Genomic DNA, 12277 nt, shown 5'->3' on the forward strand with positions numbered 1-12277 from the left:
GTTTCAACGAAAGGAGACCTGTTTCCATGGCTAAACAACAATTCCAGGCGGAGTCCAAACGATTGCTGGAGATGATGATCAACTCCATCTACACGCAGAAGGAAATTTTTCTGCGGGAGCTCATTTCCAATGCCAGCGACGCCATCGATAAAATTTACTACCGGGCGTTGACGGATGACAAGCTGGTGTTCAACAAGGACGACTATTTCATTAAACTGAAGCCGGACAAGGCTTCCCGCACCCTGACGATCACCGATACGGGGATCGGCATGACCAAGGACGAACTGGAAAACAACCTCGGCGTCATCGCCAAAAGCGGCTCGTACGCGTTCAAGAACGAAAACGAGATCAAGGACGGGCATAACATAATCGGCCAGTTCGGCGTCGGTTTTTATTCGGCGTTTATGGTGGCGGATGTCGTCACCGTTACCAGCCGGGCGCTGGGCAGTGACGAGGCTTATAAGTGGGAGTCCCAGGGCGCGGACGGGTACACTGTTGAACCGTGCGAGAAGGATGCGGTCGGTACGGAAATTATTTTGAAAATCAAAGAGAACACCGAGGACGAGCAATACGACGAATACCTCGATGAGTACCGCCTGAAAACGATCATCAAGAAGTATTCGGATTTTATCCGCTATCCGATCAAGATGGACATCACGAGCAGCCGGCCGAAGGAAGGCAGCGAAGGCGAATTCGAGGATTACACGGAAGAGCAAACCGTCAACAGCATGGTGCCGATCTGGCGCAAGAACAAATCCGAGCTGACGGACGAGGATTACGAAAATTTTTATGTGGAGAAACGTTACGGGTTTGACAAACCTGTCTCGCATATTCATATCAAAGCGGACGGCGCGGTCGTGTATAACGCGATTTTGTACATTCCGGAAAAAACACCGTTCGACTACTACACCAAGGAGTACGAAAAAGGCCTGGAGCTGTACTCCAACGGCGTGCTGATCATGAACAAATGCGCCGACCTGCTGCCGGATTATTTCAGCTTCGTCAAAGGGATGGTCGACTCGGAGGACCTGTCGCTGAACATTTCGCGGGAACTGCTGCAGCATGACCGGCAGCTGAAAATGATCGCCAAAAACATCCAAAGCAAGATCAAAAGCCAACTGCAAAGCTTACTTAAGGATGAACGCGAAAAATATGAGAAGTTCTACGAGTCGTTTGGCCGCCAGCTGAAGTTTGGCGTGTACAACGAGTACGGCATGCATAAGGATGTGCTGCAGGATCTGCTGCTGTTCACCTCCTCCAAAGAGAAGAAGCTGGTCACGCTGGACGAATACGTATCACGGATGCCGGAGGATCAGAAGTACATTTACTACGCGGCCGGCGAATCGGTGGAACGGCTGGAGAAGCTGCCGCAAACCGAGCTGGTGCTGGATAAAGGCTATGAAATTCTTTATTTTACCGACGATATCGACGAATTTGCGATCAAAATGATCATGAGCTACAAGGACAAGGAATTCAAATCGGTGTCGAGCGGCGATCTGGGGATTGAAGCCGACGCCGCCGAGGAGAAAGCGGAAGCGGACGACAACAAAGAGCTGTTTGCCGCGATGAAAGAGCTGCTTTCGGGCAAAGTGAAGGAAGTCAAAGCTTCAAAACGGCTGAAATCGCATCCGGTCTGCCTGTCGACGGAAGGCGAACTGTCCATTGAGATGGAAAAGGTGCTGAGCGCCATGCCGGGCTCGGACGGGCAAGCTGTGAAGGCTGACAAGGTGCTGGAAATCAACGTGGGCCACGAGGTGTTTAAGTCGCTGCAAAAAGCTTACGAAAGCGATAAAGAGAAGCTTGGCCTGTTCACGAACCTGCTGTACAATCAGGCGCTGCTGATCGAAGGTTTGCCGATCGCCGATCCGGTCGAATTTACGAACGATATTTGCAAAGTGATGGTTTGATGGGGTAAGAACGGCCAATTGGATAGGAAAGGAACCACCTCCTGAACAAAATCGCGGGACGGTGGTTCTTTTATTTTTCGGATAAGGATGTCATCATGAGGTTGGGGGCGATGAACCGATGTTTAACGATTTGAAGCTGAGTGCGGACCGTCCGGTCTATGTTCAGGTGAAAGATTACATCAAAGGACTGATTGCCAAAGGAGCGCTGCAGCCGGATCAGCGCCTGCCGTCGACGCGGGAGCTGGCGGGGCTGCTTGCGGTCAGCCGCAACAGCGTCATCTCCGCCTATGAGGGCCTGGAGGAAGAAGGCTACATCTACGCCTTATCGGGCCAGGGCAGTTTCGTGGCCCCGGATGCTGCGGCTTTGGCTTCGGCCGCGGAAAGCGTGCCGCCCTGGAAGATGGACTGGTCGGAACGAATGAACGGCCAGGCGCGGCTGGCGGTGGAGCTTGATCATATGAAACGCCGAAAACGCGGCATCCGGGCGGAGAAAGGAACGATTTCGTTCACCAGCATTGCCCCTGATGAGAAGCTGTTTGATTTGGATCACGTGAAACGCGCTTTTTTGGACCGGATGGCGGTTGAAGGCAACGTGCTGCTTAATTACGGTTACGCCAAAGGTTATAAGCCGCTGATCGACGTTTTGCTGCAGTATATGGAGCGCAAGGGCGTCGATTTGACGGGGAAGGATATGCTGATCACCAGCGGTTTTACCGAGGGGCTCGACATCGTGTTGTCCTCCCTCGGCGGGCAGCCGGGCGGGGCGGTTATAAGCGAAAATCCGACCCATCATACGGCGATCAAAAATTTGCGGATGCACGGATTTGACATTAAGGGCATTCCGATGGAGCAGGACGGGATGGACCTGGAAGGCTTGAAAAAAGCTTTGGCCGAGCGGCCGTACGATTGCGCTTATTTGGTCCCTTCTTACCATAATCCGACCGGGATCGTCACTTCGGCCGAGAAAAGGCTGGCTATGCTGGAGTTGTTCGCGCGTTACCGGGTGCCGGTGATCGAAGACGGCTTCAACGAGGAATTGCGTTATTCCGGCTCGCATGTGGCGCCGCTAATCGCCATGGCGGGTCAAGGGAACAGCGTGGTGTACCTGGGCAGCTTCTCCAAGGTGCTGTTCCCGGGGATGCGCGTCGGCTGGGTGCTGGCGGACCGGGAGCTGGTCGATGTGCTGGAAAGCGTCAAACGGGCGCGCAGCATCCATACCTCGACCCTGGATCAGTCGGTGCTTTATCAGTATTTGCAAAACGGCCATCTGGAGAAATATTTGAAAAAAGCGCGAGCGGAATATAAACGGAAATATGAATGGACAAAAGCATGCTGCGAGCGGTTTATCCCGTATTCCCGGCTGTCCGGAAGCGGCGGGCTGCACCTGTTCGTCGAATTCGCGGAAGGGTTTGACGTGTGGGAGCTGCTTGAGGCGTGTTCTCGCCAAGGCGTGATTTTTACGCCTGGGGATATGTTTTATACCGACGGCGGGGGCAGGAATACGATGCGGATCGGTTTTTCGCGGGTGAGCGATGAAGATATCGAGAAGGGCATCCGCATGATCGGGGAAACCGCGGCGGGAATGATGTAGCGGGAATGATGCGGCGGGAATGATGTAGCTTGCTTCCGGTCAATGACGATATTAGACCGACCCGGGCAATCCCATAGCGGGATTATGCAGGGCAGGCGCATGGTAGGGATTGAGGCGTCGGTCAAACGGTCGGTCAAACGTCAGGCAAACGTCGATCAAACGTCCGTCAAAATGGCGTAAAATGGTCAAGGATTAAAGGAGCGATAGGGTATGAAGGTAGGCATCATTATGGGTGGCGTCTCCTCGGAGCGTGAAGTTTCGCGGATGACGGGCAAGGAAATGGCGGCTCAATTGGACCGCGGCAAATATGAAATGCTGCCGATCGAGATTACCCGGCGGGAAGAGTTGATCGACAAAGTGAAGGGGATTGATTTCGCGCTCCTCGCGCTGCACGGCGCTTTCGGCGAGGATGGGACGGTGCAGGGCGTGTTGGAGACGCTGGGCATTCCTTATTCCGGCAGCGGTGTTTTGGCCAGCAGCCTATGCATGGATAAGGATTTGTCGAAGCGGCTGCTGCGGGCCGAAGGGATCGCTACGCCGGAATGGGTTTGTCTTGAGCGTTCGTCATGGTGCGAAGCGACGGTCGAATCCGGCGGTAGCCGCGGGAATGGGAATCCGGCTTGGGGGCTGGCCTATCCCTTATTCGTGAAACCCAATAGCGGCGGTTCCAGTATCGGGGTGCGGCGGGTTGATGACGAAGGGAAACTGGGTTTTGCGCTTGAAGAGGCTTTTCGCTGGGACCGGTCGGTGGTGGTCGAATCCATGGTTCACGGCCAGGAAATCACCTGCTCCGTTTTAGGAGGAGAGCTGCTGCCGATTTTGGGAATCCGGGCGAATGAAGCGGCATGGTTCGATTATCGCGCCAAATACAGCGTGGGCGGGGCGGAGGAGCATCAGATTACTTTGCCTTCCGAGGTGGAAGCTCGCGTGCGTGATGTGGCGCTCGCCTGTAATCGGATTCTGAAGTGCGGCGTTTATGCGCGAATCGACATGATCCTGAAGGACGGCGTGCCGTATGTGCTCGAAGTGAACACTTTGCCGGGAATGACAGCAACCAGCCTGCTGCCCAAAAGCGCGCTGGCGGCCGGGATATCCTACGCAGAGCTGCTGGACCGGATCATCGAGTTGTCGTTGCAGGAACGGAAAGGTGTTGCGCCGACGTTGGGGGAAGCCCCGATGCAGGCAGTACCAACGTCGAAAGAAGCGGTAAAGCAGGCGGCACCAGCGTCGAAAGAAGTGGTTAAGCAGGCGGTACCAACGTCAGAAGAAGTGAGTTTGCCGAAGCCGTCCCCTGAGGACGGGAAAGTTCGGTTGGAGGTGGTATCATGACATCCCGGGATTGGATCGCCCCGCAGGTACGGAAGGTGCCGCCGTCCGGCATCCGGAAATATTTCGACTTGAGCGGGGAAAGGGCCGATACGATTCGGCTTGGCGTAGGGGAACCCGATTTTACCGTGCCGGAGCCGGTGCGTGAAGCTTGCATCCGTGCGTTGAACGAAGGGCGGACGGGGTATACGGCGAACAGCGGTATGCCGGAGTTGAGAGAAGCGCTTGCCGGTTATTTGAAGGAGAGCTTTGGCCTGGGATATGAACCGGAAAGCGAAATGATGATAACCGTGGGCAGCAGCGAAGCCGTTGATCTGGCGCTTCGCGCCTGCACAGTCCCTGGGGACGAAATCCTCATTCCGGCCCCCGGCTATGTGGCGTATTCGTCAATCGCCCAACTATGCGGCGGAAACGTGGTCGAGGTGGAAACTACAGCTGCGCAGGAGTTTAAACTGACGGCGGCCGCTTTAGCTAAGCGGATCACGCCTCGTTCCAAGGTGTTGATCGTCAATTTCCCGGGAAATCCGACAGGGGCTATTATGACGGAAGCGGATTGGCGTCCGGTCGCGGAGCTGGCGATCAAAAACGACCTGATCGTCATCTCGGACGAAGTGTACGCTGAGCTGACTTACGGCCGCAAACACTTCAGCATTGCTTCGTTGCCCGGCATGAAGGAACGCACGGTGGTGGTCAGCGGCTTTTCCAAAGCGTTTGCCATGACGGGCTGGCGTGTCGGTTACGCCGCTTGCGGCAACCGTGACCTCATGGCCAGCATGTTGAAAATCCACCAGTACACGGCGATGTGCGCGCCGACGTTGGGCCAGGTGGCCGCGCTCGCCTCGCTGCGCTACGGTCTCGAGGCCAAGGAGCGGATGAAGGAAACGTTTGACCGGCGCCGGTGCAGCTTCGTCCAAGGGCTGCGGGAGATCGGCCTCCCTTGCCATGAACCGCAAGGCGCCTTCTATGCGTTTCCTTCCATCGCGCACACGGGGCTCGGCTCTGGCGAGTTCGCCGTGCTGCTGCTCCGGGAAGCGGGTGTAGCCGCCGTCCCCGGCCATGTGTTTGGCGCTGGCGGCGAAGGGCATATCCGCTTCTCCTACGCAGCGGGAACGCAAAGCCTGAACATGGCGCTTAAGCGGATGGAGCCCCTGATGCGCCGCTTAGCGCTTGGCGCCGGCGTGATGTGACGCTGTAGGGTGGCAAAAGCATGCACCCCATCAGGCGAGTGGCAGAGCGAGCATTCCATCAGGCGTGTGTCAGAGCGCGACTTTATCAAGCAGCGCCAGTTTATCAAGCGTGTGACTGAGGTATCACTCCGTCAAGAATGTGGCAAAGCGCACTTCATCAAGCGTATGGCAAAGTGATCACCCCGTCGAGCGAGTGACAGAGTGTTCACCCCATTGAGCAAGTGACGGAGCGTTCATCCCATTAAGCATGTGGTAAAGTGATCATTCCGTCAGGCGTATGGCAAAGTGATCACCCCGTCGAGCGAGTGACAGAGCGTTCATCCCATTAAGCATGTGGTAAAGTGATCATTCCGTCAGGCGTATGGCAAAGTGATCACCTCATCGAGTGTGTAGCAAAGCGTTCACCCATCATGCGTGTGGTACAGCGTTCCGCTCAATGGCCCACCGTGCCTGCCCTGCCCCAAGTCTCTTGCTCAACGGTTGAAGGAATAGTTGCAAAACATACAGCTACTGATCCGAAAATGCCGCCACGGTGCTTGATTAAGTGTAAATTGTACAATTATTCTGCTTGTTTTCGAAGGAAAGGTAAAAAAGCGGGGATGTAGTTGCATGAAATGCAATTAAAACGAGGGATTAGGTGGATGGGGATAAAGTTAGTTGTATGATTTGCAATCCATTGTCAGAGCCAAGCCGCCGATCATGCCTATTTTTGCCACCCGGTCGAGTGCTCAGTATTTTACATTATGTAGTATAGCAAGGTGGAATCCGCACTTTTTCGCGGTACAATGGCGGAGTTGGCTCGGCTGGCGGAAAATAGCGGTAAATTATGGCCTTATTATGTCCCGAGAGTTTGGTTTCCCTGGCTTAGCGGAAAAAAAGGGCGTTATTTTTTATTAAACCGGCCTCAAGGTGATCCAGGGAGGCCAACTTGATAAAATAACGCCCAAAAATTCCGCTATATTGCGCCACGACGACTATTTTGGCGAATAGCGGTATAAATTACCGCTATGCGTCACGGAGAAGCTCCCGCAATAGTGCTAAGCGCTAGTTTCGGGCGTTCAGTTGGGAGGGGGTGTCGTCGTTAGCAGTGAATTTCCGCCAAAGGCGGGAGAAGCCCGGCACGTCACCGCGCGGGGCTCCAGGCTGCATTAGCGGAAGCCCCACACGTCACCGCACGAGGCCCCAGCCCACAACGGCCGAAGCCGCGCACATCACCGCGAGGGGCTTCCGCTTAACTCCAGCGCCTGCTCCACTGGCACATAGTCGTAGTGCAGGTCCTTCGCCACGGAGTCGTAGGTGATCGCGCCGCCCGCCACGTTCACGCCGCGGCGCAGTGCAGGGCGGTCGTTAAGCGCGGCGTAAAGCCCTTTGGAGGCGAGCTCCAGCGCGTAGGGCAAGGTGGCGTTGGTCAGGGCGAACGTCGACGTCCGCGGCACGGCGCCGGGCATGTTGGCGACGGCGTAGTGAACGACGCCATGCTTGACGTAGGTCGGATCGGAGTGCGTTGTGATCCGGTCGACCGTCTCGAAAATGCCGCCTTGGTCAATGGCCACGTCAACGATCACCGATCCCGGGCGCATCGCCTTGACCGTGTTTTCCCGCACCAGCTTCGGTGCCTTCGCGCCGGGAATCAGCACCGCACCGATCACCAGGTCCGATTCTTCCACGGCTTCGGCGATATGCTGCGGATTGGACATCAAGGTTTGCAGGCGGGCGCCGAAAATATCGTCCAATTGGCGGAGACGGTCGGGGTTCAGATCGATGATCGTGACATCAGCGCCAAGTCCGACGGCGATTTTGGCCGCGTTCGTCCCGACAACGCCCCCGCCGATGATCGTCACTTTGCCGCGCTTCACGCCGGGAACCCCGCCGAGCAAAATTCCTTTGCCGCCGTAAGGTTTCTCCAGAAACTGCGCTCCGATCTGCACGGCCATCCGCCCGGCGACTTCGCTCATCGGCGTCAGCAGCGGCAGCGTTTTGTTCACCTCAACGGTTTCATAGGCGATGGCGGTAACCCCTTTGTCCCGAAGCGCCGCCGTCAGCTCGGGCTCCGGCGCCAAATGCAAATAAGTGAACAGGATCAGACCCTTCCGGAAATAAGCGTATTCCGAAGGCTGCGGCTCCTTCACTTTAATGACCAGATCCGCCGACCAGGCATCGGCGGCTTGCCCGGCCAACCGGGCTCCCGCGGCGGTGTATTCGGCATCCGTAAAACCGCTGCCGGCGCCGGCGTTTTTTTCAATAAGCACCTGATGGCCTGCGCTAACGAGCGAATACGCCCCCGAAGGCGTCAGCGCCACCCGGTTTTCGTTGTTTTTGATTTCTTTGGGGACACCGATGATCATCTTGTCTTCCTCCTCGTCAGTTCGTCAGTTTAACTAACACAAACATGCCGGTTTGTCATAAGTTGTTCCCTTAACGGCATAGCTGTAAACTAATCTGACACCAGTATAGGACAGGTGAAATTCTTTGTGTTTATGGAGATCCAACAAAAAAAGGGACCGGGTTTGTGCAATTTCACAAATCGCGGCCGCCGCCGAATTTCTCCGTTTTGAAGTCCAGGTAGAGCGTCACTTTTTGCTCCATATCGGTCAAGTCGATGCCTCCGATCCCGCCGATTCGTTTCAGCCTGTAGTTTAACGTATTGGTGTGAATGTGCAGCGCGTCCGCGGCGGTTTTGACATTGCTGTCATGGGCTAAAAATACCTCCAAGGTATGGACCAGCTCGCCGTGATGCTCCCGGTCATAAGCGCGCAGCTTGGCCAGGCTTTCGTTTTCGAAGCTGTGCTTGCCTGCCTCTTCCCAGATAAGCGGCAAGTAGCGGTAAAACCCCAGATCGGCATAATAATGGAGGCGGGCCGTCTCCTCGGGCAAACGCCGCTTCACTTGAAGCAGCAGCAGCGCTTCCCGGTAGCTCGTTTCCAGTCTTCCGTATTCTTCATAAAGATTGCCGCTGGCCAGCCCGGCATAAGGCTCCCCGAGCCGGACCCGCAAATTTCCGTCGGCGAGTTCAAGCTGGCGGACGATCGCGGCTTTGGTTTTGTGTACGGTGGGGGAGGACAGCAGGATCAGCTGGTTTTTATCGCAAACGTACAGTACGATGCGGCAATGGGCCCCGGACGAAGCGAAGCTTTCGAGGGCCTGCTGCTGTTGCCGTTCTTGGATGGCAGAGGTAAATTCCAGGACGGTGATATGAAAAAGAGGCGGCAGAGCGATGCCGATGTTTTGGGCTTTCTCGCGAATGTGGGCCTCAGTCCGGATATGTCCGGTCAGCAGCTGCCAGAAAAAATCTTTGTGCGCCGCTTCTTCCTTATGCCGCTGCATGGGCCATTGCACCAGCTTGTTGCGTGCTGCCACCGCCGCGGCCTCCAGCAGGGACATCTCTTCATCCGTGAAAGGCTTGCCCGCCTGCAGCACCCAGATGAAACCGATCACCGCAGCGTTGGAGCGGATGGCGACCGCCACCCGCTCACTGAGGCCGACGTCGGGAATGGCGGCGATGCGCACCGGTTGTTCGCTTTCCAGCAAACGGCGGATGACTCCGCCATGCCAAAGGCTGCTGATGACTTGATCGGGCACGCGCCGCCCGACGATGGTCGCCAGCCTGGCGGCGTCCGTATCCGGGGCATGAGAGCTGTACGCGATCAGCCGGTGATTCGCGTCCTCGATCGTCACGGGACGGCCGAGCGCCTCGCCGATCGTTTCGGCCAGCATCTCCAGATTGTCGGCGTAAAAGTCAAATAAAGTTGGTTCTCTGCGCATAGGCATCACCTTCGTGTTTCCCAGATTAGCGGATTATTGCGTATTTCAAATTTTAAATTCTAAATTGCGGATTATTATATGATTCCAAATCCCAAAACGGAAAGAGGCCATTCCATGATATCGGTAAAAGAAAACACAAATACCGTCGGTTACCGCGATACTTGGGCGGAAGTTTCCCTGGCAGCCATCGCCCATAATACGAAGCTGTTCCGCCGGCAGGCGGACGAACGCTGCCGGGTCATGGCCGTGGTCAAGGCGAACGGTTACGGCCATGGAGCCGTGCAGACCGCGCAAGCCGCCATTGCCGGCAGGCCGACTATTTGGGCGTGGCGTTGGTGGATGAGGCTTTACAATTAAGAGCGGCGGGCATCCGCCAGCCGATTCTCGTGCTGGGGTACACGCCGCCGCATGCCGTCGAAACCGCGATCCGGCACGACATTACGATGACTGTGTATACGAAGGAAGTGCTGGGCGAAATTATGGACAGCGCCGAACGGCAGCGGCGGCAAGCCCGCATCCATCTCAAGCTGGAGACGGGGATGACCCGCATCGGGTTGACCTCAGCCGAGGCGGCTGTTGATCTGGCCCGCCAAGCCCAGTCTTCCCCCTGGACCACGCTTGAGGGATTGTTTACCCATTTCGCCGATGCGGACGGGGCGGATCCCCGGTTTACCGAGCGGCAATTCCAGCGGTTCCTCCGCTGTATCGACGCGCTGGAAGCCGCCGGTGTGTCGATTCCGCTCAAGCATTGCTGCAACAGCGCCGCCGCCATGCGTTTTCCGCAGATGCATCTCGACATGATTCGGGTCGGCATTGCCCTCTACGGTTTGTATCCCGCGCAGCGGTTGCGCATCCCGGCGTACCCGCTGCGTCAGGCGATGCAGCTCAAAACGAGAATAACCGCCATCCAGCCGATCGAGCCGGGCCGGACCGTCAGTTACGGCCGCACTTATAAAGCTTCTTCGAACCGCATTGTCGCCACGGTGCCGATCGGATACGCGGACGGATTGTCGCGCGCGCTTTCCAACCGGGGCTCGGCGCTGGTACGCGGGCGGCGAGTCCCGATCATCGGGCGCGTGTGCATGGACCAGACGATGCTCGACATCACGGCGGTGGACGGCGCGCAAATCGGCGATATCGCGACCCTGTTCGGCGGCGAAGGGGAGCCGGTGTTTATCGGCATTGACGAAGTCGCCGAGCTGATGGATACGATCAATTACGAAGTCGTATGCCTGATCGGGCAAAGGGTACCCCGCCTTTACCAATAAATGTTTGTATGTGAGAAAAAGTGCCATTTGACTCACATGATAATTGAAAAATCCAGTTTAGTAAAGTGATTATTAGCTTGATTTATCCGAAAAATGATGGTTTCCGCGTTTAGAATAGCAATTCAGATTGAAAAATTAGGTATCTATGAAATGTATGTTATATTTTATGACGCGCGAACAAAAAAGCAAGCAGCCCGCCCTGAAAAATGAATGGGTACGGCTGCTTGCTTTTTAATTGACTATTATTAATTGCTGCTCCGTTTAAACGATAACACGATATCCTGCGGATAATCGCCGAAGCCAATGCCGAACAAATTAAGGCCCCGCTTGTTCACGGCATCCTCCCGGACTTCGAAGCGGACGCGGATCGGCTTGTTGAAGGCAAGATCAAGCGCGCCGAGCGTGGTGGCGGAGCCTGGGGCGCTGCCCACAAAGCTGCCGCTCCGGGTAACGCGCCATTCGATAAGCTGGCCGTATTCGGTGCCGCCTTTCCATTTTTCGGGCGTCAATTTGCCCTTGCGGTCGCCGAAATCGGCAGGGCTCGTCCAGGTACCGGCGGGGTGGCCGTTGATGCTTACGCTGATGTCCGACGGCCAGGCATCCCGAAACCCCGGGGCCTCCGAGCAGACTTCGGCCCGCACGCTTAATTCTTCAAGCTCTACGCCCGGCGGCAGCGGGTTGGCGAAATAATACTCCACGTAGCCCGACTCGGCGAACCACAGCAATGCCGCATCCGTCCGCTCCGGCATATAAAATACCCGCGGATCGTCCTGGGAGCCGATCAGGCTGCCGTCGCGCCCGACCATGCCGCAAGGGGGCTGGACCGAACTGATCGAATACATGCCGATCGGCATATGGATTTCCTCGATGTGGTGCAGGCCTTCGCCCGGCTGAGTGGGAAGCTCCAGCAGGATGGAGCGGCAGGTGACCGAGCAGATTTTTTCCCGGTTCGCGCCTTGCGCCGATACGATCAGGCCGGCTTGCTCCAGCGTCTGCACGTTGATGGAAATCGTCGGCTGGGCGACGCCCAGCGCTTCGGCCAACTGATTGATGCTCATCGGCTGTTTGCCGAGCGCCTCCAAAATCCGCAGACGCACGTCGCCGGACAGCGCCTTGGCCACATCGAGAATCCGCGAAGCGGGATAATGGATCGTTTCTTGGCGGTGGGGATCGCTCATCAACAAAAATCCTTTCTGCATAAGGGATGAAACCTGTGTCCAGTGTACTATAAAAGAG

The 12277-nt window shown here is 56.3% G+C and carries 8 protein-coding genes and 1 pseudogene; 6 read left to right on the forward strand and 3 right to left on the reverse strand.

The window, feature by feature from the left end; genetic code table 11:
- Window positions 1-26: 26 nt before the first annotated feature.
- From htpG to EHV15_RS14730, 4 genes and pseudogenes are all read left to right on the forward strand, one after another.
- Window positions 27-1907 (forward strand): molecular chaperone HtpG, encoded by a 1881-nt coding sequence (htpG, locus tag EHV15_RS14715; RefSeq protein ID WP_128631867.1) that lies wholly within the window; start codon window positions 27-29, stop codon window positions 1905-1907.
- 118 nt (window positions 1908-2025) lie between these two features.
- Complete coding sequence (gene pdxR, locus EHV15_RS14720; protein ID WP_128631868.1) at window positions 2026-3498, forward strand: MocR-like pyridoxine biosynthesis transcription factor PdxR; 1473 nt, start codon at window positions 2026-2028, stop codon at window positions 3496-3498.
- A gap of 210 nt (window positions 3499-3708) precedes the next feature.
- A pseudogene (locus tag EHV15_RS14725) lies at window positions 3709-4641 on the forward strand (D-alanine--D-alanine ligase); the annotation flags it as partial.
- A gap of 182 nt (window positions 4642-4823) precedes the next feature.
- Window positions 4824-6011: a pyridoxal phosphate-dependent aminotransferase gene (locus EHV15_RS14730; RefSeq protein WP_128631870.1), complete on the forward strand. Its 1188-nt coding sequence runs from the start codon at window positions 4824-4826 to the stop codon at window positions 6009-6011.
- A 1211-nt stretch (window positions 6012-7222) separates the two neighbouring features.
- Here the strand turns inward: EHV15_RS14730 and ald are convergent.
- Both ald and EHV15_RS14740 read right to left on the reverse strand, forming a co-directional pair.
- Window positions 7223-8356, reverse strand: a complete 1134-nt coding sequence (gene ald, locus EHV15_RS14735) for an alanine dehydrogenase (RefSeq protein WP_128631871.1) — start codon at window positions 8354-8356, stop codon at window positions 7223-7225.
- A gap of 172 nt (window positions 8357-8528) precedes the next feature.
- Window positions 8529-9773: a PucR family transcriptional regulator gene (locus EHV15_RS14740; protein WP_246061569.1), complete on the reverse strand. Its 1245-nt coding sequence runs from the start codon at window positions 9771-9773 to the stop codon at window positions 8529-8531.
- A gap of 114 nt (window positions 9774-9887) precedes the next feature.
- Between EHV15_RS14740 and EHV15_RS38050 the strand changes: the two genes are divergently transcribed.
- Window positions 9888-10130, forward strand: a complete 243-nt coding sequence (locus EHV15_RS38050) for an alanine racemase (RefSeq protein WP_342773997.1) — start codon at window positions 9888-9890, stop codon at window positions 10128-10130.
- On the forward strand, window positions 10100-11041 hold the full coding sequence (gene alr / locus EHV15_RS14745) for an alanine racemase (protein WP_342774085.1): 942 nt from the start codon (window positions 10100-10102) through the stop codon (window positions 11039-11041). The genes EHV15_RS38050 and alr overlap by 31 nt, the downstream gene beginning before the upstream one ends.
- Before the next feature lie 245 nt (window positions 11042-11286).
- On the opposite strand, the gene EHV15_RS14750 is transcribed toward alr, so the two are convergent.
- Complete coding sequence (locus EHV15_RS14750) at window positions 11287-12219, reverse strand: ArsR/SmtB family transcription factor (protein WP_128631873.1); 933 nt, start codon at window positions 12217-12219, stop codon at window positions 11287-11289.
- Between the last annotated feature and the right edge of the window lie 58 nt (window positions 12220-12277).

Origin of the sequence: Paenibacillus oralis, from assembly GCF_003863965.1 — a bacterium.
Taxonomy (GTDB): domain Bacteria; phylum Bacillota; class Bacilli; order Paenibacillales; family Paenibacillaceae; genus Fontibacillus; species Fontibacillus oralis.

Bases quoted from the DNA above. Each gene is read 5' to 3' on its own strand.
- pdxR (WP_128631868.1), top strand. From the start codon at position 2,026: ATGTTTAACGATTTGAAGCTGAGTGCGGACCGTCCGGTCTATGTTCAG.
- EHV15_RS14730 (WP_128631870.1), top strand. From the start codon at position 4,824: ATGACATCCCGGGATTGGATCGCCCCGCAGGTACGGAAGGTGCCGCCG.
- htpG (WP_128631867.1), top strand. From the start codon at position 27: ATGGCTAAACAACAATTCCAGGCGGAGTCCAAACGATTGCTGGAGATG.
- EHV15_RS14740 (WP_246061569.1), bottom strand. From the start codon at position 9,773: ATGCGCAGAGAACCAACTTTATTTGACTTTTACGCCGACAATCTGGAG.
- EHV15_RS14750 (WP_128631873.1), bottom strand. From the start codon at position 12,219: ATGAGCGATCCCCACCGCCAAGAAACGATCCATTATCCCGCTTCGCGG.
- EHV15_RS38050 (WP_342773997.1), top strand. From the start codon at position 9,888: ATGATATCGGTAAAAGAAAACACAAATACCGTCGGTTACCGCGATACT.
- ald (WP_128631871.1), bottom strand. From the start codon at position 8,356: ATGATCATCGGTGTCCCCAAAGAAATCAAAAACAACGAAAACCGGGTG.